Origin of the sequence: Halarchaeum acidiphilum MH1-52-1 (assembly GCF_000474235.1) — an archaeon.
Taxonomy (GTDB): Archaea; Halobacteriota; Halobacteria; order Halobacteriales; family Halobacteriaceae; genus Halarchaeum; species Halarchaeum acidiphilum.
In genome coordinates this window covers 18274-42937 of sequence record NZ_BATA01000014.1, presented here as the reverse complement: position 1 = coordinate 42937, position 24664 = coordinate 18274, and the positions used below count along the sequence as shown (strand labels likewise).

Here is a 24664-nt window from a genome sequence, read left to right as displayed (position 1 = left end):
CGTGAGCCGCGTGACGTCGAATAGACGAAGCGCGACGCCCGAGCGGTAAGCGTTTCCCCCCTCCCGGTCGTACGTCCGCGCAGTGAGACGTTTCTCGTCCGACTACCTGACGGACACTCGTCGCGGGATGTGGGCCGATCGATCGGCGCTCGCGCCCCTCGCCCTCGATTCGCGGACGCGGATCCTCGACGTGGGCTGTGGTACGGGCGAGCTGACGCGCGTCCTCCGCGAGGAGACGGACGGCGAGGTCGTGGCCCTCGACGCCGATCGCGCACTCCTCGACGAGGCCGACGCCGACTACCGCGCGCTCGGCGACGCGACGCGTCTGCCCTTTTGCGACGACGCCTTCGACCTCGTGGTCTGTCAGGCGCTCCTGATCAACCTCCCCGACCCGCGCGTCGCGATCGAGGAGTTCGCGCGCGTCTCGTCCGATCGCGTCGCCTGCGTCGAACCCGATAACGCCGCGGTGACGGTCGAGTCGAGCGTCGAGGCGGAGTCCCCGCTGGCGAAACGCGCACGCGACACGTACATCGCGGGCGTCGAAACGGACGTCACGCTCGGATCGAGCGCGGCCGCGCTCTTCCGCGAGATCGGTCTCGCGGACGTCGAGAGCCGCCGCTACGAGCACGAGCGCGTCGTCGAACCGCCGTACGACGAGGCGGCCCTCGAAGCCGCGAAGGCGAAGGCCGCGGGCACGCGTATCGCGGAGCAGGCGCCGACGCTCCGGCGCGGCGGTCTCTCCCCCGAGGCCGTGGACGAACTCAAAAACGAGTGGCGAGCGATGGGTCGCGACGTCGTCGAGGCGATGGCCGCGGGGACGTACGAGCGCCGCGCCGTCGTCCCCTTCTACGTCGTCGCTGGACAGGTCGATGCGGTGGGTGAGTCAGGCGAATCGGGCGAGTCGGACGCGGCCAGCGAGTCGGACGCTGCGGGCGAAAAACGCGACTAGACGACGTCGCCGCGCACCGTCGCGCCCTCCTGCTCGGCCTCGTGGGCGCGCATCGCCGCGGCGGCGTCTGCGGCCTCGCTCTCGTCGAAGCCGAGCATCGTCAACGCCTCCGGCAGCGTCGGGAAGGCGAGTGCGCTCTCGCGGAGCTTCTCCAGTGCGCCGTCGTCGCGGCGCCCCTCGGCGTAGAGGCAGACGCCGCGCGGGTCGATGACCTGCTCGTAGCGCTCGCGCGCTCGCGCGCCGTCCGCGCGCTGGGTGACGTTGCGCTCGAAGCCCGTGTTGCACACCTCAAGATGAACGGGTTCGTCCTCGGGGAGGAGCTGTGCGGCGAGGCACTTCTCCGGTGCGACGTACCCGCTGTCGTCGGTGCGCACCCACTCGGGGTGCGCGCGGGCCCACGCCGCATCGACGGTCCGGCCGATCCCCTCCACGCCGTACTCGGCGTCGAGATCCGGCGCGGGCTCGCCGCCGAGCAGGAGGTCCTTCGTGACGTAGACGTCGAGGCGCGTGAGGGGGTCCTTCCCGAGCGCGACCTCGCCGTACACCCAGCACTCGGTGACTGGAACGGGGAGTCGATCGTCGCTCACGGCGTCGAGGACGTCCCCGACGTGATTCAGCGCGACGTCGCGGTCCATACGTGCGAAAGCGCGCTCTCGCCTAAACGCGTTTCCCTCCCTCTACGTGTCGTCCGGGAGCAGGTGGGAGCGGACGTAGCCGTCGATGGTCTGGCGGGTGTGCTCGACCGTGTCGCTGTCCCCGAAGAGCACGCTCCGACTGCGCGCGCCGTCGACCAGCACGAGGAGCGTTTCGGCGACGCGATCCGGGTCGACGTCGCGGAACTCACCCGCCTCGATGCCGTCCCGAACGGTGTCGGCGAGCAGTGATCGGAGATGCGCGTCGTTGGCCGAGAAGGCCTCCCGATACGCCTCCACGTACGGCGCCTGCGAGCGGAGTTCGAGCATCGCCACTTGGAAGTCCTCGGACTTCTCCGGGCCGGCGAGCAGGGTGTCGACGAGCGTGTCGAGTCGCTCGCGGGGATCCTCGTCGTCCGTGTCCTCGACCTTCGCGAGGAAGCCGTCGATGAGGTAGTCGAGGAACGCCACGAGCAGTTCCTCCTTCGTGTCGTAGTGGTAGTGGATGAGTGACTTCGATTTCTCGAACTCGTCCGCGATGGCCTGCATCGTCAGGTCCGCGTAGCCGTGCTCGCACAGCGCGCGGTACGTCGCCTCCATGATGGCTGTCTGCGTCTCCGAGCGCTCGGTCCCCGTGTCCTCGCCCATCGTGTTGACTAATCACTTAGTTAAGCAGGAAAGCGTGTCGGTTCCGCGGGCGCCGCGCCCGGCCTCAGAGCACCTGCCACCCCCCGTCGACGAAGAGGAGTTCGCCGGTCACGTACGAGGCGTCCTCGCTCGCGAGGTAGAGGTAGGCCGCCGCGAGGTCGTCGGGCACGCCCGCGCGCCCCAGCGGCACCGGCTTCAGCAGGTCGTCGCTCGCCGCCTTCGCCGGCGCCTCCTCCGACCAGCCCTCGACGAACTCCGTCGCGATCTGCCCGGGTGCCACCGCGTTCACGCGGATCCCGTACTCCGCGAGTTCGAGCGCGGACCCGCGCGTCACCATCTTCACCGCGCCCTTCGAGGCGTCGTATCCCACCTGCTCGAACTGCGCGACCTCGGAGCTGATCGAGGCCGTGTTCACGACGCTCCCCGGCTCGTCGCGATCGATCATGTCGCGGGCCGCGACCTGCGTCCCGACGAAGACGCCCTCGACGTTCACCGCGAGCGCGCGACGAAGCTCCGCGACGTCGAGGTCGAGGAGCGGCCCGCCCGCGTGGTAGCCCGCGTTGTTCACCATCACGTCCACGCCGCCGAACTCGCGGGCCGCCTCGACGACGGCCTCGACGTCGGCCGGGACGGTGACGTCCGTCTCCGCGAACGCCGCCGTTCCGCCAGCCTCCTCGATCGCTTCGTGCGTCGCGTCCCGCCCGTGTTCGGCTCCGGGTCGAGGTCCGCGACGAGCACCGTCGCGCCCGCGTCGCCGAAGCGCCGCGCGACCGCGCGCCCGATGCCGGACGCCCCGCCGGTCACGATCACCGTCTCGCCCGCGAAGTCGCCCGTGATGCGTCCCATCCTACGCCACCCTCGCCGCGTCCGTCCGATCGCCGTCGATACGTGCCATACCGCCAGCGACCACCGCGCGGACCAAGAACCTAGGCGTCCGGAGCGGTGGCGCGGCGGGGGCGGATACGCGCTGCGACGGGTGTGGGACGCGGGCGGCGATCGGTGTGGCGCGTCGCGGGAAGCGGTGGGGTGAAACGCCCGCGCGCACAACTCGGTGATGATGGAGTGCACGAAGTGCGACCGCGAGGCGGTCATGCACGCGGCGTACTCGGGGAACCACCGCTGCGAGCGCCACTTCCGCGAGTCCGTCGAGCGCCGCGTGCGTCGACGCGTCCGCGAGGACGACCTCCTGCCGAGCACAGCGACGCCCGACGACCCGCAGACGTGGCTGATCGGTCTCTCCGGCGGGAAGGACTCCGTCGTGCTGACGCAGATCCTCCACGAGACGTTCGCCGAAGACCCCCGCGTCGAACTCGTCGCGCTCACCGTCCACGAGGGGATCGCCGGCTATCGCGACAAGAGCGTCGACGCCTGCGAGGAACTCACCGCCGACCTCGACATCGACCACGAGATCGTCTCCTACGCCGACGAGTTCGACGTCGAGATGGACGACGTCGTCGAGTCCGACCCCGAGAACATGGCCGCCTGCGCGTACTGCGGGGTGTTCCGCCGCGACCTCCTCTCGACGTACGCACAGGGATACGAGGCGGACAAGCTCCTCACCGGCCACAACCTCGACGACGAGGCCGAGACGGCGTTGATGAACGTCCTCGAGGGGAACGTCGAGCAGATGGCGAAGCACTTCGACGCCTCGTTAGGCGCGTTCGACGAACGCCGCGAGCAGGCGGGGATGACGCCGCGCGCGAAGCCCCTCCGCGATATACCTGAAAAAGAGGTCGCCCTCTACGCGCAGTTGCGCGACCTCCCCGTCCACATGGCCGAGTGTCCCCACTCCAGCGAGGCGTTCCGCGGCGAGATTCAGGACCTGCTGCTCTCCCTCGAAGAAGCCCATCCCGGCACCCGGCACAGCATCATGGCCGGCTACGAGGAGCTGGCGGCGATTGCCGCGGAGCGCTACCGGAGCGCGGGGAGCGCGGCTGACCTGAACGCGTGTGCGGAGTGCGGGGCGCCCACCACGCGCGAGGTCTGTCGGAAGTGCTCTCTCGTCGACGCCGTCCACGCCGCCGAGTAGCCCTCGAGACGCGTGTCTGACGTGTAAGACGGACGCGTCGCTCGCGTCGCTCGACGGTCGGCGTGCGCGAAAAAGGTCCGTGAAGACGCCTACCGGATGACGTCGAGACCGTTGTTCTGCTCGACCTCGCTCTGTCCGCCGTCGCTGTGCGCGCCCTCCCAGTCGGAGCCGCCGTCGCCGTCGGCTTCGATGCCTTGGAGTTCCGCGCGGGACTTATCGGCCTGCTTCTGCGTGCTCGGGCCGAGCACCTGCGCGGACTGGACGCCGGTCATGATCGCCATGACGCGGACTTTGCCCTTGTAGTTGTCCTGAATGCGCGCGCCCCAGATGACGTTCGCGGAGTTATCGAGGCGCTCGGTGATGTTGTCCGCGATGCCCTCGGCCTCTTTGAGCGTGAGGTCCGGGCCGCCCGTGATGTGGACGAGGCCACCCGAGGCGCCCCGGTAGTCGACGTCGAGGAGCGGGTGGCTCATCGCGTCCTTCACCACTTCGTCGGTCTTGTTCTTGTCCTGCGTCTCGCCCACGAGCATCACCGCGACGCCGCCCTGATTCATGATCGCGGTCATGTCGGCGTAGTCGAGGTTGATGAGCGAGGGCTGGGTGATCGTCTCCGAGATCCCCTTGACGGTCTCCGCGATGATCTGGTCCATCACGGAGAACGCCTTGCCGATCGGGAGGTTCGGGACGTAGTCGAGCAGGCGGTTGTTGTCGAGGACGATGATGGAGTCCGCCTCGTCGCGGAGCTTCTCCAGTCCCTCCTCGGCCTTCACCGTGCGGGCGCGCTCGACGTTGAACGGCGTCGAGACCATCCCGACGACGATGGCGCCCTGCTCCTTCGCGATCTTGGAGACGACCGGCGCCGCGCCGGTGCCCGTCCCGCCCCCCATGCCGGCGGTCACGAAGACGAGGTCGGCGTCGCCGAGGACCTCCTTGATCGTGCCTTGGGCCATCTCGGTGGCGCGCTCGCCCATCGAGGGGTCGCCGCCGGCCCCGAGACCGTTCGTCAGGGACTTCCCGACGAGGATCTTCGTGTCGGCCTCGATCATCTGCAGGTGCTGCTTGTCGGTGTTGATGGCGACGGTGTCCGCGCCATCCACCCCGATGTTGTACAGCCGGTTGACCGTGTTGTTGCCGGCGCCACCGCAGCCGATGATGACGATTCGGGGGTCCCCGAACTCGCTCCCGTCGTCGTCGACGTCGCTCAGATCGCGCTGTTCGGCTTCGGCGTTCTCGAGGGCGTCGTTGACGATGTCCTGCATCTGTTACACCTTCGCCCAGCCGCGGTTTTCGTTCGACTGTGAGTCGGTCTGTTCATCGAGCATCTCGCGGACTGCCGAGCGGATGGCCTCGGATCGATTCGGGTACTTCCCGAGTTCGACCATCTCCTCGACTTCCTCGATCTGCTGCTTCGGAATGCGGAGTGTCACACGCTCCATTGTTATTGTCCCCCGCAAGACGGTGGGTCTCCCCGTTCTTGTCTTACACCGCGTCCGGAACCGGACGCAACGCCCCGTATTCTGGCGATTGAGTGTAAGACACCCGTCTTACGTACACACAACGACAACGGACCCGCATAAATAGTTAATGGCTGTATAAGCGGCCGTCTTACCGATCCAAGACGTCGCCCGGGACGGTCCGTCGGCCGCAGTCCGGACAGAACGCCCAGTCCGAACGCAGCTCCACCCCGCACTCGCACGTCGGACGCCCGGCCGCGCGCTCCCCACAGTTCGGGCAGAACGCGTGACCGGTCGCGATTCCCTCACCGCACTGGGGGCACGTTCGCGTATCCGACGCCGACTGCGCGTCCGACGCGTCGTCTGGCGACGACTCGGGTTCGCGCGCGGCGCCCCGACCGCCGCGCGACGCTGGCGCGTCCGCCGCGTCGTTCACGTTTACGTTGACCGTGACGTCGCGTGCGTCGTCGCCCGCCGCGTCGGTCTCGCCCTCGTCGAGGCGTTCGGTGACGCGCTGCTCGATCCGCGCGTCGAGCAGCGCGTCGAAACTCCCGGGGTCGTCCGCGCCGGCGTCGGCCGGTTTGGAGGGACTGTCGTCGAGGTACGCCCGGAGCGCGCGACGCATCACCTCGCTCTTCGACGCGTCGAGCGACTCCACGCGCTCGACGAGCGCCGCGTCCGCCCGGAACGTGATCTTCGACATGCGATGTCCGCGCATACGACGGCCCGCTATTTGAAACCACTCCCCGAAACCGATACCGAATGAGAAGTCTTAAATTCGCGCCGCGGCCTACGTATCGGTACGCCCGCCCTTAGCTCAGACTGGTAGAGCAGCCGACTGTAGATCGGCTTGCCCCCCGTTCAAATCGGGGAGGGCGGACTTTTGCTGCGAACGGTAGTGAGCAGTCAAACGTCTCCCGAGCCGATTTGAGCAGACGAGTCGCAGCCCGGGAAGCGAACGAAGTGAGCGACCCGGAACGTCTCGGCGAGTTCAAACTCGGGGAGGGCGGACGTCTCCGACGAACGACGTGAGTCGTGAAGAGCCACGCGACACGATTCGAACCGGTCAGTCGCGCGCAGCGGAGCGAGCACGTCTGACGCGATTCAAACTCGGGGAGGGCGTATCCCGCGGTCCTGTTGATTCCGTACAGCAACCGGAGGTCCGTACATACTGCGTGAAGTACCTCGGGGGCGAGCCCCGAGGCACTCGCCCTGCTCAGCCTGTAGATGCTCCGCGATATTGGGCACCTGTTGGACGGCCGAAACGTCGCCTTCGCCGCGAAGGTAACGACCTCTTGCCGGATCGACACCCGCCCCCACGCAGACACCGTCACTCCGGTCCCAACGCGTTATTTCAGCCACAGATTCCCGAAGTATTATCCACGGCGAGCCGAAACTATCCCGGTGCCGTGATACTGGTCGCCGGTCCGGACGCATCGCTCGCTGACGCCTTCGACGAACGGTGCGTGCGTGTCGCGTCGCGCGCCGACGTTCCCGCGGACGTCCCCGCGGGCGCGCTCCTGTTACTCGATCCGGACGCGTTCGACGAGCCACGGGCGCTCGTCGCGGCGGTCCGAGAGCGCGCCGCCGGCGCGCTGGCCGTCGTCGCCGTCGCGGACGACCCGGGGACGCGTGCGACGGCGTGGTACGACGGCGTGCTCACGCCCGGCGTCAGTGACGCGACCGTCCGCGAGATCGCGGATCGCGCCCGCCGCATCGCGTCGTATCGGGCGGCGGTCGCGGACTTCTACGACGTCTCGCCCGACGAGGGAACCCACGCGGCGCGCGAACGCGCGGCCGAACGCTTCGACGACCTCCCCTCGGACCTCGACGCGGACGACATCGCCGCGCTCCTCCGCACGGAGGGCTGAGACGCACGCGCACGGCGGCGGCCTTTTACGCGCCGATAGCGGAGGACCAGCACATGGTCGAAGCGTTCGCCGTCGCGAGCGGGAAGGGCGGCACGGGGAAGACGACGAGCACGCTCGCGCTCGGACTCGCGCTCGCCGAGACGTACGACGTGACCGTCGTCGACACCGACACGGGCATGGCGAATCTGCTCTTTCACGCCGGACTCGCCGACGCGGACGTCACCCTCCACGACCTCCTCGTCGGGGGACGCGACGTCGACGTCGCCGACGCGTGTTACGAGCGCTTCGGACTCACCGTCGTCCCGTGCGGCACCGACCTCGCCGGGTTCCGCGAGGCCGACCCCGAGCGTCTGCGCGACGTCGTCGCCGAACTCGCCGCGGACACGGACGTCCTCCTCCTCGACTCGCCCGCCGCGCTCGACTCCACCGCCTCCGTCCTCCCCATCGTCCTCGCGGATCGCGTCGTCCTCGTCACCCAACCCACGGTGCCGGCGCTCTCGGACGCGCTCAAGGTGCAGGAGTACGCGGCGTCGTACGGCACGGGCGTCGCGGGCGTGCTGTTCAACAAGGTCCGCCCCGCGGACGGCATCGAGCGGATCGCGCCGAAGGCCGAACGCTACTTCGAGGGTCCGATCGTCGGGACCGTCCCGGACGACGACGCCGCCCGCGCCGCGCGTCGCGCCGGCCGACCCCTCCTCGCGTACGCTCCCGATAGTCCCGCGGCGAGCGCGTATTACGACGCCGCGGCCGCGCTCGACGTCGGCGGCGGCGATAGCGGCGCGCTCGCCGATCGCTTCCGCAGCGCCGTCATCCCCGAGGAGGTGTAGATGGGCGTGCGCGCGGACTTCGGCGGTGCGCTCTCCTTCTCGCGCGTCGTCACCGATCCCGGCATCGCGCTCGAACGCGCCCTCGACGAGGCCTTCACCGGCTACGCCGTGTTCGTCCCCGCGGACGCGCTCCTGTTCGACGAGGGGGGCGACGGTCTCGTCGCCTTCGGGGACGGCGTTCCCGTGCGCGTTCGTCACTCCGCGGGACCCGTCGGCGACGACGCCGTGACGGCGCTCGCGCTCCCCGGTCCCTATCAGGTCCGCTTCTACGAGCACGCCGACCCGCCGCTCGGTCCCGACGCCGCCGTCGATCCGGACGCGCTCGCCGAACGCCTCGCGGGCGACCCCGCGCTCGCCGAGCGCACCCGCGAGCGCGCACCCGAGGCGGCCGACACCGGTCCGGACGCCGTCACGGCGTTCCTCGACGACGACGCCGGCATCGAGGCCATCCGCGAGCGGGCGCGTGCGGAGGCCGAGGCCCGCGCCGCCGAACTCGGGTTCGCCTCGGTCGACGGCGAATCAGTCGATCGCGGCGCGCCGCGGCGATCCGACTCGAACTAACCCCACCCCCGGTACTCGACTCCCCCCGCTCTTCCCACTCTCGCGGCTCCCGCTCCGTCGCCTCACCCGTCCCGTCGCACCACGACCGCGAGATGCGTCTCGCGGCCCTCCCCGATGACTCTCACGTCGAACGCGACGGCGACGACGTGCGTCCGGTTCGCGCGCTCCTGTACGACGATCCCGCCGACCGCCTCGCACGGGCCGAAGACCCGTCCGCGGCCGCTCGGGCACGCGTCCCGCGCGGACGTGATCGCGGCCCGTTCGTCGTACGACACGACCGAGACGCGTCCGCGCGCGACGCTCGCGTTCTCGATCGCCTCGATGCTCCCGTTCAGCGCGTCCCGGTAGGCGCTCACGGCCGCGTCGCGATCGGTCCACGCGTCGCTCTCGGCGAGTCTCGGCGTCGCCGCGTCCACGGCCGGATCGAGCGCGGCGGCCGTCGCCGTCCCCGCGTCGTCGCGGGCCGCCATCGCGTGCGCGTCGCCCGCGTAGCCGAGCTGGAGGTACGCGGCGAGCGCGGGCACGAACGCGAGCGCGACGAGCGCGGCCGCGACGAGGACGAGTTGACCCCGATCGCGACTCACGCGTCCCACACCTCGACGGTGATCGGTCCCGCGGCGCTGGGCGCGGTCGCGGTCCCGACGGTAACGCCGGGCGGACGCGGATACCCGACGGTGCCCCACGGCGTCGTCGCGCGGTACATGCAGTTCGCGGGGAGCGCGGCGTCGATCGCCTCCCGAACGGCCGTGCGGCCGGTCTCCTCCGTCCCGCCGTCGCCCGCGTCGAACGCCGTCGCGTTCCCGGCGGTCCCCGCCGCGAGGAGCGTCGCGGCGTCCGACGCGTAGAGCGACACCTGCTTCTCCGAGCCGTCCGGGTGCGGCGCCCCGAGCGCGAACCCGCACGCGACCCCGAGCACGAGCAGGACGCCGACGGCCGCCTCGATCAGCGGGAAGCTGAGTTGGCCCCGGCTCGCCCCGCGCACTTCGCGCGCCCAGTGCACCTCGCGCGCCCAGTGCACCTCGCGCGCCTCACGCATCGACGCGCACCCCCAGTATCGCCGTTCGCGACGTCTCGGGGTGCGAGACGAGGACGACGCTCCCCGCGGGGAGCGGGCCGTCGGCTTCGACGGCGACGCTCGCGTTCCGATAGCGACTGGTGGCGACGTGGTACGTCCCGCGCAGCCCCCGCGGGTCGCGGAGGACGACGCGGCCGTCGACGCGCACGGCCGTGATCCGCGTGCCGTTCGGCGGCGCGAGCGCGACGTCCAGCGCGGCCGTCCGTTCGTGGAGCGCGAACGCCGCCCCGCTCTCGCTTTCGTTCCCGAACGCGGGCGCGTCCGTTCGGTTCCCGTGCGACGCGATGAGGACGAGTCGGCGGACGACGGGACCGCCCGACGCGTCTCCGGTTTCGGCGAGCACCGCGCCGTCGAGGGTGACGCGCACGGCGTGTCCCCGCGCGGCCGGGAACGCCTCGTCGATGTCGGCGCCGCGCAGGTTCTCCACCGCCGCGGCGCGCAGGACGTTCGCGCGACCGCCGTCCGCGAACGGCCCGTCGGCGGCGACGGCGCGCGCCGCGAGCGAGTCCGCGAGGCGCGCGTCCGCCGCGTCCCGGTCCGCGCCCGCGAACGCCCCGCTGGCCAGCGCGAGCGCGACGCCGAGCGACCCGGTCACGAGGAGCAGCGCGACGCCGAGCGCGAGCAGGCTCGCCTGTCCGCGGCCGCGCTCGGCGTTCACGTCCCGCCCTCCCGGAGGCGACGCGACACGCGCTCGCGTTGCCCGTCACCACCACGACCGCCGGGCGGTCGCTGCGCCACGATCCCTCGACGCGCGTCACGCGTGCCGGGAGGCTCAGCGTCGCCGTCCCGCCGACGCCGCCGACGGGGCTGTCGAGGACGAGCGACCGATTCGCCGCGCGGATCGCGTACGGCCGCCCGCCGATCGTCGCGGGGAGCGGGACGGTCGCGCGGACCCGCACCGATCCCGTCGGCGTGCTCGGGACCGCGTCCTCGATCGCGACCGCGCTCGTCGCGAGCACTCGCGCGCCGAGGGTCGACGCCGCGTCCGCCTTCGCCGCCGGGACGATGCCGCCGTACAGCGTCGGCGACACCAGCGCGACGTAGAGCACGACGATCCCGATCCCGAGCGTCTTCGCGACGACGGGCGTCACTCCCCGATCCGTCCTCACACCGCGACCTCCACGTCGTGCGTCAGGACGTACGCCCGCGCTGCCGGCGGGAAGCCGATGACGACGCTCGACACGCCGTCGCCGTCGTAGTCGCGCTCGCCGAGCACTCTCCCGCCGCTCGCGTGCCGCTCGTAGTACCGCGCGAACGCCTCCGGCGTACTCGTCTCGACCGCGAGGCGATACGTCCCGCCGGCGAGCGCGTCGCGGGTCCCCGTGGCGTTCGTCCGGATCCTGATGCCGGGACCGCGCCCCGAAACGTCGAGTTCGCCGTCGACGACCACCACGTCGAGCACGAGCGCGTCCGACGTCGCGGTCGCGCGGACGGGTCGGGTGACGCGCGCCCACCCGTGATCGCGGACGACGATCGCGCCCGCGACGCTCGTGACGCCGCGCTCGCCCGTCTCGAAGATCACGGCGTTCGTCCGATAGCGTCGGACGGTCCCGTTCGCGTCGAGCACGCGGACGTCGCGCGCGGCGGTGCGGAGACGGCCCGCCGAGGCGGGAACGCGAACGCTCTCGTGTCCCGTCGGTCCGGTCGGCGCGAACGCGTCGGCGAGCGTGTCCGCGACCCGCATCGCGTTGGCGTTCGCGGCCGTTTCGCCGACCACGCTCCCGACGCCCGCGGCGACGACGCCGAGCGCGATCACGGAGACGCAGAGCAGGAGCGCGACGCCGACGACGTGCGACTGCCCGCGGCCCGCGCGCTCGCTCATCGCATCACCCCCGCGAGCGCGAAGACGGCGTACGTCAGCGCGACGAGGAGGCCGGAGTGCAACAGCGCCTCGTAGCGCCCGCGGCTCGCCGCGCCGGCGAACCACCCGCACGCGAGCATCGTCGCCTGCGTGACGACGTAGAACCGGTAGCGCTCGCGCGCCGGATCGACGGCCGTCGGGTCGATCGCGAGACCGGCGGTGCTCCCGCTCACCGCGGCGAGCTGCGCGAAGCTCCCGAGCACGTAGGCGTTCACGACGACCACGATCCCGACGACGAGGAGCGCGGTCGTCCACCCGACGGCGACGTACACCTGTAACTGCGAGCGCAGGGCCTTGCGCTCGTCGTACAACCGCCCGATCTCCATCTGGAGCGCCTCGAACGCCGTTTCGGCGTCGCTCCCCGCGTCGAGCGCGCCCGTCACGAGACCGATGGAGCGCCCGGCGAGCGGCGTGCCGATCCGCTCCGTGAAGCGCGTCAGCGCCGCCGCCCGCACCTCGCTCCCGTAGACCGTCAGCCCGAGGTTGAACGCGAGATCAGCGACGTCCGCGCGCAGCGGGCCGAGCTGCGCGTCGCGTGCCACGGCCCCGACCGCGCTCGCGAACGGCCGCCCGAGACCGACGTGCCCCGCGACGCCGTGGACGAAGTCCTTGATCTCGCGGTCCTTCGCGTCGTCCCGGCGCGCTCGCCGCACCGCGACCGCGCCCACCGGGATCGCGCCGGCGGCGTACCCCAGTAGCGCGGCGTTCACGGCGTCGAGACCGGCGATCGAGAGGCCGAGCGCGACGACGGCGCCGAGCGGGAGGATGACGACGATCGCGTCGGCGGGGTTGTCGAGTGCGCCCGTGAGAATCCGATGGAGGTCGGGCGAGCGGGCGTACCAGTCGAGACCGTAGCCCGTCGGGCGCAGGGAATCGACGAGCGTCGCCGCGCCCGCGCCGATGACGAGGACGCAGGCGGCGCAGCCGTAGACGACGAGCGCCCGCAGCGACACGGGACCGACCGCCGTCGCGACCGAGCGATCGAGCGACGGCGCGAGCACGCTGAGGACGGTGACGACGACGACGAGGAGCGTCGGGACGATGAGGAGGACGACGAACAGTTCGGCGAGGAGTTCGAGGAATCCCGCGGCCTCCTCGGTCGCGCGCGACTGGTGGTTCGCGAGCATGCGCGCTTCGAGTTCGAGGAAGCTCTCGACGGCGTCCGGACCCTGTTGGGCGTGCTCGCGGAACTTCAAGAGGAAGGGCGCGAGCAGCCCCCGTGAGGGGGTGTCGCGGGCGACGACGCGCAGCGCCTCGCCCATGCTCCCGGTGAGTTCCGTCCGCGACTGGACGGTGCGGAAGGTGGCGGCCGTCTCGCCGAAGGCATCGGGGCGTTCGGCGACGCGCGCGACGAGCGTGCGGTCGTCCGCGCCGCCCGAGGCCAGCACGCGGAGGTAGCGGACGGCGCTCGGGAGCGTCTGCTCGATGTCGGTGCGTCGGGCGAGCGCCGCCGCCTGCAGGTAGCGCCCGCCGCCGCGAACGACGCCCTCGAACCCGGCGACGCCGACGAGCGCCGCGGCACCGAGCGCCACGATGCTGTGCGGGACGACGGTGGGGAGTGCAGCGAAGAGCGGCCCGCCGAGGGCGAGGGTCGCCGCCACGCCGAGCGCGGCACAGCACAGACCGACGAGGACCGCGAGCGCGTAGACGCGCGCGACGTAGACGTCGAAGCCGGTCGTGATCGTCGTCGCGCGGTAGTGCCCCCGGTCGCGGTCGTGGCGCGGGCGCTCCGAGCGTCCGCCGAACAGCGCGTAACACGCCCGATCGAGACCGCGGCCCCCCCTCACGCGGCCCTCCGGCCGTCCGTCCCGTCGGTCCCCGGTCCGGTCGTGCGCCCGCGTCGGACGCGCTCGACCGTCGCGGCCTCGTCGACGCGGAGGTCCGCGAGGAAGGAGAAGAGCGCGTCGGCGTCGCTCACGTCTCGCTCGACGAGGTACCGGACGTACCGGTGTTTCCGCTCGTACTCGGCGCGGACGGCGCCGATTCGCCGATCCGTCCGGGCCGCGAGGCGCTCGAGGAACGCCGACTCGTCGTCGCGGACGTCGAACCCGCCGTCGTGCGTGCGCTCGACGACGCGGCGGTAGCGGATCGTCGCGCCGTCGTTGCCGATCTCCCCGTCCGCGGGCGCGTCGGCGTCGCGGACGAGTTCGACGAGTTCGCCGACGTAGCGCTCGCCGCCGACGTGGCGCGGGAAGACGACGAGGTCGACCTCGCGGAGGAGGTACGCGGGCAGCCCGCGCTCGGTCACGCGGTTGACGAGCGTCTCCATGTCCTCGGCGTGCGTGGTCCCGAGCACCCCATGTCCGGTATTCAACACTTCACCGAAGGTCTCGAAGCTCGCGGGCGTGTTGATCTCGGCGATGACCTCGACGTCGGGATTCAGGTAGTTCGTCTCCGTCATCAGATCGGCCATCGTCACGCGCTTGAAGGGGTTCTCGTGGTCGCGCGTGGTGAGCGAGACGCCGGTCTCGTGGGGGAGTCGAACCTCCCGGCTCCCCTCGTCGATGCTGATCGGCCGATCGTCGAAGGGAACGAACGGGAGGTGAGCGTTCATCAGCGTCGTCTTTCCGACGCCCGTGGCGCCGCTGAAGAGGACGGCCGCGTGGTGCTCGTACGCCAGCCAGAGGTAGGCGACGGCCTCCGTCGGCATGCTCCCGGCGCGCACGAGGTCGATCGGCGTGAGCGGGTCTGGGGACTGCTTGCGGATGGAGACGTGCGGGCCGCCCGCGCTGATGACGGGGAGCGCGAGCGCGCAGCGGATCGTCACCGCCTCGTCCACCTCCGGCGGTCTGAGATTCACCTTCGCCGAGGGGTGCGAGGCGTTCAGCTCGACGCCGTCGCTCGCTGCGAGTTGGGTGACGAGGTTGACGAAGCGGGCCTCGTCATCGAAGACGAGGTTCGTCGGGACGCGCTCGTCGCCCCCGCGCGGTACCACTTTCACGCGCTCGCCGACGCGGTTCGCCTCGACATCTTCTAAGTGGTCGTCGCGAATCGGGACGGTGAGTTCGCCGTCGCCCACGAAGTCGCGGAGCACGTAGTAGACGAGATCGTCGAGACGGCTGTCCTCGAACCGCCGGCTCACTGGCGGGACGGCGAGGTCGTACGCCGCGAGCGCGGCGCGGACGCGATAGCCGACGGCCGCCCGCCACGCCCGGGTCTGGCCGGCCGCGAGCGCGCGCGAGAGGTACCGCTCGGCGTGTTCGCGGACGAACGCCGCTCGATCGGTGACGACCTCGTCCACGTTCGTCTCCCAGATGCGGTCCTTGCAGGACGCGATCAACTCGGCGTCGCCCGGGAGGAGCGGCGGCTCCTGTACCGCGTACTGGAGGTCGAACGGGTCCGCGCCGAGGAGGTGTTCGCGGTAGATGACGACCGGTACGGCCACGTCGCCGAACGGCACGGCGTACGACTCGACGCGCTCCGAGAGGAAGCGTCCGAGATGCGCGGGCCGCGCCGGAAGCCGCGTGCGCGCCGGCGCGTAGTCGGCCGTGTGGACGACGAGCCGGTCGTCGCTCGCGTCCGCGATCTCGATGGTCGCGTCGAGCGCGTAGGGCGTGAGGTCGCCGAGACAGCGCAGGTCGCGGAGCGCGTAGTAGCGCAGCCGACGCCGACTCCCCGCGGCGGCCGGCGCGAGTCCCTCGACGATCCGGCGGTGTTTCGCGTCGAGTCCGGCCGCGACGCGCTCGACGCAACCCTCGCGGGTCCGCGGGCGTTCGAGACCGGCGTCGCCGAAGTGCTCGTCGATGCGCTCGCGCGCGGCGGCGTCGGCCGCCGGCAGAACGGGCTCGCGGACGTCGTAGGCGAACCCCGATCCGTCGTCGCGGACGGTGGCGACGACGTTCGGGTGCACCTCGTACTGCGCGCGCAGGTCGGAGGCGTACCACGCGTCGGGGTCGTCCGGCGCGACGACAGGGGGGACCGGAAAATCCATACACCTGTCAGGGCATTCATAGATATAAGCGAGACGTTGGTCGCTGATAGCGTGCCAGTGCGGTACGCGCCGGATCCGAGCGAAAGGTAGTACCCGTACGGTCGAAAACGGATGGCCTCACGCCGCTCGTGTCGTGCCCCGCTTACCGGCCGGCGACGTCGACGCGGCGAGATCGGGTTTCAGTCGTCCGCGGGCGTCTCGGTCTCCGGCGGGAGACCGAGCGGCTCCTTCGGCGTGATCGGCTCGCCGCTCTCCTCGCCCTGCGCCGCGAGCGCCATGCTCCCGAGGACCTCGATGATGAGGCGGTTCGCGAGGCCGGAGGTGATCCCGCCGTTGTACGAGTTGGTGTCGCTGGCGTCGTAGGCGGGCGACACCTCGACGACGTCGAAACCGAAGGCTTCGGGGTCGAGTTCTTTCACGCACTCGCGCACCATGGAGATCGCTTCGCGCGGGATGAGACCGCCGGGTTCGGGTTCGCCGGTGCCGGGTGCGTACGCGGGTTCCATGACGTCGACGTCGAAGGAGATCCAGACGGCGTCCGTGCCGTCGGTGGCGCGGCGGACGGCGTCCGCGACGATCTCGGAGAGGTCCATCGCGGCGACGTCGTCGGCGGTGTACCACTTCATGCCGGCGTCGCGCATGTCGCGGTAGGTGTCGGGACCCGGCCAGAAGCCGCGCGGACCGATGAGCGTGTAGTTCTCGCCGGCCATGATGCCCTCGTCGTAGACGCGTTTGACCCACGCGCCGTGGTCGTACTCGAAGCCGGTGAGACCGTCGTCGCCGGTGTCGGCGTGGCAGTCGAAGTGGATGAGGCCGATGTCCTCGTAGCCGTTGGCCTCGGCCCACCCCTTGATGTCGGGGTAGCTGATCGAGTGGTCCCCGCCGAGGACGATCGGCGTCGCCTGCTCGCTGATCTCGGCGACGGCGTCCTCGATGTTCAACTGGCTCTGGCGGGTGTCGCCCGGCGAGACGGTGGCGTCGCCGGTGTCGGCGACGCTGAAGTGATCGAAGGGATCGACGCCGGTCTCGATGTTGAAGTGCTCGTAGGGCGGCGAGGGGACCGTCGAGGCCGCGCGGATCGCGCGCGGGCCGTAGCGCGTCCCCGGCCGGATCGTCGTCGCCGTGTCGAGCGGCGCGCCGAGGATGCCGACGTCGACGTCCTCGTCGGCGAGTTCGTCCCGCGAGACTTCCGGGAGCTTCAGGAACGAGGGGATCCCGCTGAAGATCGGTTCGTTCGCTTCCTTGTGCGCGTCTCCGTAGATGTCCTCTCCGCTGCGGTCGTTGTCCGTCATTGTGTTTGTTTCCTCGTCAGACTCGCACTTTCGTGCGCTTCTTTCGACGATCACTCCTTTTCCATCCGGTATGAAAAGCTTTGATTTGGATGTGTACTGTTTCGTATGCGGGGTTGGTGCGTCCCCCCACGGTTCGAGTCGCCTTCGACGCCTTCGAGAATATAAGGTCGCGCGAGCGCGCGCGAACCAGCTCGGAGGTGTCGCTCGTCAAAACGGAGATCGGTGGGTGTCCGTGGCTACTCCGGCGTCGCACCGCTTCCGTCGCGGAACGTGAGTCGCGTGGCGACGTCGAGGGTGTCTCGGACGTGCCGCGTGTCCCCGCTGAGCGCGCAGACGGCGCGCTGGAGACGGAGCAGTGGCTCCGGGCGCTCGCGTTCGAGGGACTCGTTCGCGGCGTCGGTCCGGTTGCGCGCTCGGTCGAGCGCCTCGCGTGCGCGCGTCACATCGGCGTACGACGGATCGACGACCGCGTTCCGTGCGGCGTCCGCGGCGTCGTCGATCGCGTCTTCGAGACCGGTGAGGTGCTCGCGCGCCGTCGCCGGGATCGGCTCGCCGGTCAGCGCCGCGAGGTCCGTCGCGGCGTCCGCCATCAACACGACGTCTTGGGCGACCGATCGATAGCCGATCAGCGGGAAGCCGGTGTCGACGCCGACCGCCCGGTTGAGGTCGGGGTTACGGTACGTCGCGAAGAGGACGCGCAGGAGGAGGTAGAAGAGCTTGTCCACCTGCGCGTGCCGCTGCTCGACGGCGCGGGCGCGCTCGGCGTCGCCATCGAGGAACGCCGCGAGCGCGTCGTCCCGCATCGTCGTCTCCGTGCGATCGAGTCGCCCGAGGAGCGTCGGGAGTTCGAAGTCGTCGGCGGCGATCGAACACCGGAGCGTCATCGCCTCCGTGGTCTCCTCGACGATGCCGACACCCATCAGCCCGCGCTCGGCGTCGAGCACGGCGTCGCGGTGAGCCGGTGCGATCGGGCCGTCGTCGACGACGTGGACGAGTCGCCGGCCGAGGACGTACTGGGCGACGACGGCCCGTCCGAGCGCGTCGGCGTCGAGCCCGCTCGCGTCCACCGTCGTCTCCGCGTCCTCGACGAGCGTCCGGTCGGGGACGACGAGGAGCGAGCCGCTGCTCTCGTCGCGCTGGACGACGACGGAATCGCCCTTCTCGACCTCGTGCTCCCGCGCCCACTCCGCGGGGAGCGTGACCGCCAGCGTCGACGACCCGAGCTGCTGGACCTTTCGCGTGATGCGGACGTCGTCGCCCGTCACGACGCCGGCCACCTCATACCTTCCTCACGAACGGCCATTCATTCTCGTTGTGAGTGTGCACACTAGAACTATATACGCCTATTCCTGTCCGCAGCATTCGCTATCGTGTCTGAAAAACGGACGTGACGGGGCTGAAATGTGGCCGGCGGACGGTGCGGCGACTCAGTCGTCGACCGCCTCCGCGGCGCCCGCGCGGGTGCGGGTCCTCTGTTCGACCTCGGCGTCCTCAGTCATCGCGGCGACGCGACGTAGGTGACGAGCGCGACGGCGGGCGCGATGAACGTCGGGAGGCCGTCGAACGCCGGCGTGAACCACGGGTTCTGGATGTAGAACAGCGTGTTCGGGATCGCGTACGTCGTCGGGACGAGCGCGAACAGCACGAGGCGGGTGATCGAGCCGGTGAGGATCGCGCCGAGCGCGGCCTGCCGGGTGGCGAAGTCGGGTTTGAACAGCCCGAAGACGAACGGCACGAGCAGCGCGGCGAGCATGATGTCGAAGGCGAGCAGCAGGAGCATCCCGGTCTGGGCGACCTGCAACGCGAAGAAGACCCCGAGCACCGTCACGGGCACCGCCATCAGCCGCGTGGTGGTGAGGAGCTTGTCGGCGTCCGTCTCGACGAGGTCGTCGTCGGCGTCGGCCGCCTCGTGTTCGTCAGCCGGCGCGTTCTCGTCGACGCGGATGCCGACGACGTTCCGCGCGAGGACGGCGGACGTCCCGAGGATCGCGCCGTCGCCCGTCGAGAAGGAGGCGGCGACGATCCCGCCGAGGACGAGGACCGCGAGCCACGTCGGCACGCCCGACTGGAGAAGCGTGTACAACATCGCCTCGCTCCCGGACTGGACGCCGAGCGAGGAGAGGATCGACGGCATCGAGAGCGCGACGACGGAGAACGGGATGCCGATGATGAGCGTCCCGGCGCTCCCGATGAAGCAGGCCTTCTGGGCCGTCTCGGGGTCGTCGGCGGCGAACACCCGCTCCATGAAGTCGACGGCGACGATGTCGCCGAGACCGAGCGCGACGATTGACGCCCAGTTGATGTACGCGCCTGCGCGGGGTTCGTGAGCTGGCCGAACGCGGTCGGTCCCGCTCCGCTCGGGACGGTGATCCCGTAGTGGGTGGCGACGTAGACGATGAGCGCGAGCGAGCCGATGAGCGCGATCCCGGCCTGAACGACGTCGGTGTACGCGACGGAGAAGAGCCCGCCGGCGACGGTGTAGCTGAAGATGATCGCGGCGATGGCGACGACGCCGATCGTGTAGTCGAAGCCGAGGAAGGTCTGGAAGAGGTAGCCGCCGGCGACGAGGTTGCCGGCGAGCAGGAAGGCGTACGCGAGGAGCATGACGCCCGAGGAGAGCACCTCGACGACGCGGCCGTACTTGCGCCGGTAGAAGTCGGGGAGCGTCACGAGGTCCATCCGGTTCATCGGCTTCGCGAAGAACAGCCCGGTGAGGAACAGGCAGGTCGCGAGCCCGATGGGGAGCGCCGCGCCCGCCCAGAAGCCGGTGGACGCGACGAGGTCCGTGTTCCCGAGCGTCGCGTTCGAGTCGAGGGATTGCGCCATCAGCGTCGCCGCAGCCAGCGGGAGGACGAGTCCCCGGCCCGCGACGATGTAGTTGACGCTATCGCCCTTCACCTTCCGGGAGACGTAGAACCCGACGCCGAGCATCAGGACGACGATCCCCACCAACCCGACGACGATGGCGTTCACGACCCACACCCCCGCCGACCCGCGCACCGATCCCGAACAGATTCACGACCCTCCGAGTATTTCCCGGCGATTTGGTTGACGAACGCGTGCATATCTGGTACATTACCACGACAACCGATCAGCTATAAAGGGCTTACCCTGCTCTTGTTTATTTTCTCGGATACACACTCAGGAGACGCCAACCGTTCACACGACCTTTCAGAGGGGGGAGCTATCGCTATTGTATAAGGTGTCTAAGGAGGTCCAACTGCAGGCGTCGCGCTACTCGTCCGGTCGGACGTCGGCGCTCGGGAGGTTCGGGTCGCGGTAGGGGTTGCGGCCGTAGACGGCGCCGTGGAGGTCTTGCTCGTCCAGTTGGTCGCGCAGGACGCGGCGGAGACGATTGAGGTTCGTGATCGAGAGGCCGTGTTTCTCCGCGAGCGCCTCGAAATGGGGGTCGTCCGTGATCGAGGTGAACTGCTCGTAGAGGTTCTCCAGACGCTCCGGCGGCTGGTCGGCCAGCCACGCCTGATCCTGCAGGCCGAGGTAGCGCTCGCGCTCGTCGTCGACGACGTGGCGGATCGTGACGAGCGCGACCTTCTCGATGGCGCGCTGGCTGCCGAACGCGGTCAGATCGAGATCGACCATGACGCCGAGCGCGCGGTCGCGCTGCCACGGCGTCACCCCGAGATCGTTACAGAGCGCGTGCGTGATGCGGAGCTTCTCCAGTCGGTGTTGGCGCGCGCCGTGCCCCTCGGTCGCGGGGTGGCGCTCCTCGTGGAGGCGGCGGAGGCTCTCGGAGACGTCCGCGTCCGGCGAGCGCGCGCGGCCGATCTGCGTCGCGCTCGGACTCGTCGGTCCCCAGCGACCCACCGTCGTGTCGCGTCTGTGTGCCGAGCGCGCGAGCGCGCTGTCGCCCGGGCGGTTGCTGAACTCCTCCTCGTCGGGCGCGTCCACGAACGGGTCACCGCCCGACGCGGCGGTGTCTGTCATCACCTCGCGCTACTGCGCGAAGACGGATAAACGCACGACTCGACGGTCGGAAAAACGCGAGAACGGGACGTCCCGCGACGGGCCGCCCGAGAACTCCGGGCGCCCCTCGGTCGTATCTACTACTTGTGACGAGAACCACTTAAACGACGGCGGCTCGCGTCCCCCGACGTTTCTTGCCCGTCGACGCCGAATGCGGGCGCATGGACGACACGGTTCCCGTCGGCGAGTGGGTCGAGGTGACCGAGGAGCGAGCGCGGGAGACCGAGCGTCGCTGGCGCTACCGCGTCACGCCGACGTTCGCCGTCGACCTCTGGGTGTCGAAGTCATCGGACGACGAGACCTGCCCCTACCACGTCCTGCTCTCGACGATCAACGAGTCGGACGGCCGTCACGTCTCCGACCACCCCGTCGCGGGCTACGGGACGCGGGAGGGGACGCGGGACGCGCTCGCGGATCTCCGCGACGTCGTCGACGACGTGCTCGCCGAACGCGACGAGATCCCGGACCCGGAGCACAGACTCGCCCACGCCGTCATCCCGCGGTTCATCGACGACCACCTCACGGCGGAGTGCGCGTGCCGCTCGCTCTACGATCGCGAACTCGTGTAGCGCGGCGACGGAGCGCATCCTGTCCACTGCGACGGCAGAATGCGGGCGGGGGTTCTCTGGCGATCGGCGGACAGCGACGATTGTACCCACCTTTATACTCAAAGTTCCCTACCACTCGAACGTGCAACCGACACCCGACCTGTGGGTCCTCGTCGCGCTCGTCGGCTTGCCGTTCGCCGCCGCGGCGGCCACGCCGGCGGTCACGCGCGCCATCGGGAACCTGACGGCGTACTACGCGGCGGCCGTCGCCGCGGCCTGCTTCGCGATGGTCGTCGCGCTCGCGGGCACGCACGGGGGCGCGGCCGTCACGTGGGTCGGCCCGCTCTCCGTCTCCGTGGGCTTCTACGTCGACGGCCTCGCGACGCTCGTCGGCGCGCTCGCCAGCGGCGTCGGCGTCCTCGTCTTCTGCTACTCCGCGGGGTACATGCGCGACGAACCCGGCCAGACGAAGTATTACGCGACGATGCTCGCGTTCATGGGGTCGATGCTCGGCGTCGTCTACGCGGGCGACCTCGTCGTGCTCTTCTGCTTCTGGGAGCTGACGAGCGTCGCCTCCTTCCTCCTCGTCGGGCACTACTCGGAGACGCGCGAGTCGCGCTACGCCGCGCGCAAGGCCTTCCTCGTCACCGTCGGTGGCGGCCTGTTCATGCTCGTCGGCTTCGTCCTGCTCGCGAGCGCCGTCGGCACCTACTCGCTGACCGCGATGCTCGCCCGCCCCGCGGCCGCGCGGTCGGCCGTCGAGAACGCCGGTCTCCTCCTCCCGATCGTCACGCTCGTCGGGATCGGCGCCGCCACGAAGTCCGCCCAGCTCCCCTTCCACGTCTGGCTCCCGGACGCGATGGCCGCCCCGACGCCCGTCTCCGCCTTCCTCCACTCCGCGACGATGGTCAAGGCCGGCGTCTTCCTCCTCGGGCGCCTCCGTCCGGTCCTCATCGGCGACGACTGGACGCACCTCCTCGTCCCGCTCGGTCTCGCGACGATGCTCGTCGCCGCGATTCTCGCCGTCTGCGCGAGCGAACTGAAGGAACTCCTCGCGTACTCGACGGTGAGCCACCTCGGTCTCATCGTCGCCGGCTTCGGCTTCGCGAACGTCGTCGGCGCCGAGACCGGCGTCTTCCACCTCCTCAATCACGCGACGTTCAAGGCCGCGCTCTTCCTCGTCGCCGGTCTCGTCACGCACGCGACCGGCACGAAGCGCCTCGACGAACTCGGCGGTCTCCGCCGCGACCTCCCCGTCACCGCCGTCATCACGACCGTCGCGGCGCTCGGCATGGGCGGCGTCCCGCCGTTCAACGGCTTCTACTCCAAGGAGTTCCTCTACGAGGCCAGCTACGAGATGGCGGTCCACCACGGCGGTCTCGCGTGGCTCTACCCCCTCGTCGCCGTCGTCGCCAGCGTCTTCACGCTCGTCTACGCCCTGCGGTTCTGCTCGATCTTCTTCGGCGAGCGCCCCGCGACCCTCGACGTCCACACCCCCGCGCGCTCGCTCGTCCTCCCGCCCGTCGTCCTCGCGGGCGCCGCCGCGCTCCTCGGTTTCGGCGGTATCGCCGCGCTCTTCGGCGCGCCGCTCGACGGTCTCGAAGGCTTCGTCGGGAGCGTCGTCGCCGCCACGCTCCCGCCGGACACTCACGCTCACGCCTTCCACTACGCGCTCCCCGATCACATCGCGCCCGCCGTGACGATGTCCGGCCTCGCGCTCGCCGGCGGCGCGCTCTGCTTCCTGCGCTGGCGGGCCGTCCGCACGGTCGTCCGCGCGCTCCTCGACGGCGCGCCCGTCCTGCGCGCGGATTGCTGGTACGACCGCCTCGTCTTCGGCGCGAACGAGGCGAGCGCGCGCGTCCAGCGCGCCCTCTGGACCGGCCACCTGCGGACGTACGCCGCGTGGACGTTCGCCGGCGTTCTCGTCCTCGCCGGGTTCGGCTACGCCGCCGCCGGTCTCGTCGTCCCGCTCGCGCTCCCGTCGCTCGGGATCACGCTCAGCGTCGTCCTCCTCGCGGCCGTCGTCGGCGCGCTCGCCGCCGTTCGCGCGCCCTCGCACGTCGCGGGCGTCATGGCGCTCTCCGTCGTCGGCTTCGCCGTCACCGTCTTCTTCGTCCTCGCGAGCGCGCCCGACGTCGCGCTCACGCAGGTCGTCGTCGAGACCGTGACGTTCGTCGTCTTCCTCGTCGTCCTCGACAAACTCCCGAGCTACTACGGGCGCATCACGCGCTCGCGCGCCGCCCGCGACGCCGTCCTCTCGGTGCTCGTCGGCGCGCTCGTCACCGTCACGACGCTCGCCGCGACCGGCGCCGATCCCGATCGCATCGCCGGCTACTTCGTCGAGCACGCCGTCCCCGACGCCGGCGGACACAACGTCGTCAACGTCATCCTCGTCGACTTCCGCGGCGTCGACACGATGGGCGAGATCAGCGTCATCGCGATGGCCGCCGTGACGGTGCTCACGCTCATCGTCATGCGCGAGCGGGGTGAGACGCCATGACGCTCATCCTCCGCACCGTCACGCGCGTCGTCCTCCCGCTCGGGTTCGTCGTCTCCTTCGCGTTCTTCCTGCAGGGACACAACCTCCCGGGCGGCGGCTTCATCGCGGGCGTGCTCACCGCCTCCGTCGTCGCCCTCGCCTACCTCGCCTACGGTCTCGACGGCGTCGAACACGACGTCCTCAACCGCGAGGTGCAGACCGCCGTCGAGCACGTCGAGCACGTCCAGCACGGTATCGTCCGCGACTACCAGACGCTCTACGCGGCCGGCCTCGCGCTCGCCGTCGTCGCCGGCCTCGTCGCGATCCTGTACGGCGTCCTCACCGGCACACACCTCACCTTCATGACGCAGACCTATCGCTCGATCACGGTCCCGCTCTACGGGCACGTCGAACTCGCCTCCGCCGTCGTCTTCGACCTCGGCGTCTACGCCGTCGTCGTCGGCGCGCTCCTCACGGTCATCTCGGTGGTGGGCGCGGAATGAGTCGCGTCGTCTCGATGACT

Annotated in this window: 23 protein-coding genes, 1 tRNA gene and 3 pseudogenes; 9 read left to right on the top strand and 18 right to left on the bottom strand. The window is 70.5% G+C overall.

Annotated elements, in window-relative coordinates:
- The first annotated feature begins 82 nt into the window (after nt 1-82).
- The gene (locus AOZ13_RS04195) at nt 83-949 is read left to right on the top strand and encodes a class I SAM-dependent methyltransferase (protein WP_021779907.1); all 867 of its coding nucleotides are present in this window, start codon (nt 83-85) and stop codon (nt 947-949) included.
- Here AOZ13_RS04195 and AOZ13_RS04190 read toward each other — a convergent pair.
- The 3 genes and pseudogenes from AOZ13_RS04190 to AOZ13_RS04180 form a co-directional block, all read right to left on the bottom strand.
- Nucleotides 946-1584 carry a DUF7095 family protein gene (locus tag AOZ13_RS04190; RefSeq protein WP_020221879.1) on the bottom strand — a complete coding sequence of 213 codons (639 nt, stop codon included), beginning with the start codon at nt 1582-1584 and terminating at the stop codon, nt 946-948. The two genes, AOZ13_RS04195 and AOZ13_RS04190, sit on opposite strands and share 4 nt — an antisense overlap.
- Nucleotides 1585-1626: 42 nt before the next feature.
- Nucleotides 1627-2229 carry a TetR/AcrR family transcriptional regulator gene (locus AOZ13_RS04185; RefSeq protein WP_021779906.1) on the bottom strand — a complete coding sequence of 201 codons (603 nt, stop codon included), beginning with the start codon at nt 2227-2229 and terminating at the stop codon, nt 1627-1629.
- 64 nt (nt 2230-2293) lie between these two features.
- Nucleotides 2294-3075: pseudogene (locus AOZ13_RS04180) on the bottom strand (SDR family NAD(P)-dependent oxidoreductase).
- A 211-nt stretch (nt 3076-3286) separates the two neighbouring features.
- On the opposite strand from AOZ13_RS04180, the gene ncsA reads away from it, so the two are divergent.
- Nucleotides 3287-4258 (top strand): tRNA 2-thiolation protein NcsA, encoded by a 972-nt coding sequence (gene ncsA, locus AOZ13_RS04175; RefSeq protein ID WP_020221882.1) that lies wholly within the window; start codon nt 3287-3289, stop codon nt 4256-4258.
- Nucleotides 4259-4347: 89 nt separating this feature from the next.
- On the opposite strand, the gene ftsZ is transcribed toward ncsA, so the two are convergent.
- From ftsZ to AOZ13_RS04160, 3 genes are all read right to left on the bottom strand, one after another.
- Complete coding sequence (gene ftsZ / locus AOZ13_RS04170) at nt 4348-5517, bottom strand: cell division protein FtsZ (RefSeq protein ID WP_020221883.1); 1170 nt, start codon at nt 5515-5517, stop codon at nt 4348-4350.
- 3 nt (nt 5518-5520) lie between these two features.
- Nucleotides 5521-5694, bottom strand: a complete 174-nt coding sequence (locus AOZ13_RS04165; protein ID WP_020221884.1) for a ribbon-helix-helix domain-containing protein — start codon at nt 5692-5694, stop codon at nt 5521-5523.
- A 169-nt stretch (nt 5695-5863) separates the two neighbouring features.
- The gene (locus tag AOZ13_RS04160) at nt 5864-6415 is read right to left on the bottom strand and encodes a double zinc ribbon domain-containing protein (RefSeq protein ID WP_021779903.1); all 552 of its coding nucleotides are present in this window, start codon (nt 6413-6415) and stop codon (nt 5864-5866) included.
- A 103-nt stretch (nt 6416-6518) separates the two neighbouring features.
- Between AOZ13_RS04160 and AOZ13_RS04155 the strand changes: the two genes are divergently transcribed.
- The 4 genes from AOZ13_RS04155 (at nt 6519) to AOZ13_RS04140 (ending at nt 8971) form a co-directional block, all read left to right on the top strand.
- A tRNA-Tyr gene (locus AOZ13_RS04155) sits at nt 6519-6592 on the top strand.
- 529 nt (nt 6593-7121) lie between these two features.
- Nucleotides 7122-7583: a hypothetical protein gene (locus AOZ13_RS04150; protein ID WP_021779902.1), complete on the top strand. Its 462-nt coding sequence runs from the start codon at nt 7122-7124 to the stop codon at nt 7581-7583.
- Nucleotides 7584-7636: 53 nt separating this feature from the next.
- Nucleotides 7637-8410 carry a nucleotide-binding protein gene (locus AOZ13_RS04145; RefSeq protein ID WP_021779901.1) on the top strand — a complete coding sequence of 258 codons (774 nt, stop codon included), beginning with the start codon at nt 7637-7639 and terminating at the stop codon, nt 8408-8410.
- Nucleotides 8411-8971: a hypothetical protein gene (locus AOZ13_RS04140; RefSeq protein ID WP_021779900.1), complete on the top strand. Its 561-nt coding sequence runs from the start codon at nt 8411-8413 to the stop codon at nt 8969-8971.
- Nucleotides 8972-9033: 62 nt separating this feature from the next.
- Here AOZ13_RS04140 and AOZ13_RS04135 read toward each other — a convergent pair whose 3' ends face one another.
- The 12 genes and pseudogenes from AOZ13_RS04135 to AOZ13_RS04085 form a co-directional block, all read right to left on the bottom strand.
- Nucleotides 9034-9555, bottom strand: a complete 522-nt coding sequence (locus AOZ13_RS04135) for a DUF7261 family protein (RefSeq protein ID WP_021779899.1) — start codon at nt 9553-9555, stop codon at nt 9034-9036.
- Complete coding sequence (locus AOZ13_RS04130; protein WP_049933819.1) at nt 9552-10007, bottom strand: DUF7262 family protein; 456 nt, start codon at nt 10005-10007, stop codon at nt 9552-9554. Before AOZ13_RS04130 ends, AOZ13_RS04135 begins: the two co-directional genes overlap by 4 nt.
- Nucleotides 10000-10704: a DUF7263 family protein gene (locus AOZ13_RS04125; protein ID WP_021779897.1), complete on the bottom strand. Its 705-nt coding sequence runs from the start codon at nt 10702-10704 to the stop codon at nt 10000-10002. Before AOZ13_RS04125 ends, AOZ13_RS04130 begins: the two co-directional genes overlap by 8 nt.
- Before the next feature lie 79 nt (nt 10705-10783).
- Nucleotides 10784-11095, bottom strand: a pseudogene (locus AOZ13_RS15860) (DUF7266 family protein); the annotation flags it as partial.
- Between the two features lie 56 nt (nt 11096-11151).
- Nucleotides 11152-11868, bottom strand: a complete 717-nt coding sequence (locus tag AOZ13_RS04115) for a DUF7289 family protein (RefSeq protein ID WP_021779896.1) — start codon at nt 11866-11868, stop codon at nt 11152-11154.
- On the bottom strand, nt 11865-13694 hold the full coding sequence (locus tag AOZ13_RS04110; RefSeq protein WP_021779895.1) for a type II secretion system F family protein: 1830 nt from the start codon (nt 13692-13694) through the stop codon (nt 11865-11867). The genes AOZ13_RS04115 and AOZ13_RS04110 overlap by 4 nt, the downstream gene beginning before the upstream one ends.
- Nucleotides 13691-15838 (bottom strand): type II/IV secretion system ATPase subunit, encoded by a 2148-nt coding sequence (locus tag AOZ13_RS04105; protein ID WP_021779894.1) that lies wholly within the window; start codon nt 15836-15838, stop codon nt 13691-13693. The genes AOZ13_RS04110 and AOZ13_RS04105 overlap by 4 nt, the downstream gene beginning before the upstream one ends.
- A gap of 179 nt (nt 15839-16017) precedes the next feature.
- Entirely contained in the window at nt 16018-17130 is a 1113-nt protein-coding gene (locus AOZ13_RS04100) for an agmatinase family protein (RefSeq protein WP_020221833.1), read from the bottom strand.
- A 236-nt stretch (nt 17131-17366) separates the two neighbouring features.
- On the bottom strand, nt 17367-18395 hold the full coding sequence (locus AOZ13_RS04095) for a phosphate signaling complex PhoU family protein (protein ID WP_234402825.1): 1029 nt from the start codon (nt 18393-18395) through the stop codon (nt 17367-17369).
- Between the two features lie 230 nt (nt 18396-18625).
- Complete coding sequence (locus tag AOZ13_RS14805; RefSeq protein WP_234402826.1) at nt 18626-19375, bottom strand: SLC5/6 family protein; 750 nt, start codon at nt 19373-19375, stop codon at nt 18626-18628.
- A gap of 185 nt (nt 19376-19560) precedes the next feature.
- Nucleotides 19561-19956 (bottom strand): annotated as a pseudogene (locus tag AOZ13_RS14800) (sodium:solute symporter family transporter); the annotation flags it as partial.
- A gap of 408 nt (nt 19957-20364) precedes the next feature.
- Nucleotides 20365-21075, bottom strand: coding sequence for a hypothetical protein (locus AOZ13_RS04085; RefSeq protein ID WP_021779892.1), 711 nt, complete (start codon nt 21073-21075; stop codon nt 20365-20367).
- Between the two features lie 200 nt (nt 21076-21275).
- Here AOZ13_RS04085 and AOZ13_RS04080 point away from each other — a divergent pair, with 200 nt between their 5' ends.
- The 3 genes from AOZ13_RS04080 (at nt 21276) to AOZ13_RS04070 (ending at nt 24644) form a co-directional block, all read left to right on the top strand.
- Entirely contained in the window at nt 21276-21683 is a 408-nt protein-coding gene (locus AOZ13_RS04080) for a hypothetical protein (RefSeq protein ID WP_020222965.1), read from the top strand.
- Between the two features lie 121 nt (nt 21684-21804).
- On the top strand, nt 21805-24162 hold the full coding sequence (gene mbhE / locus AOZ13_RS04075) for a hydrogen gas-evolving membrane-bound hydrogenase subunit E (RefSeq protein WP_021779891.1): 2358 nt from the start codon (nt 21805-21807) through the stop codon (nt 24160-24162).
- Nucleotides 24159-24644, top strand: a complete 486-nt coding sequence (locus AOZ13_RS04070) for an MnhB domain-containing protein (RefSeq protein WP_020222835.1) — start codon at nt 24159-24161, stop codon at nt 24642-24644. The genes mbhE and AOZ13_RS04070 overlap by 4 nt, the downstream gene beginning before the upstream one ends.
- Nucleotides 24645-24664: the final 20 nt, after the last annotated feature.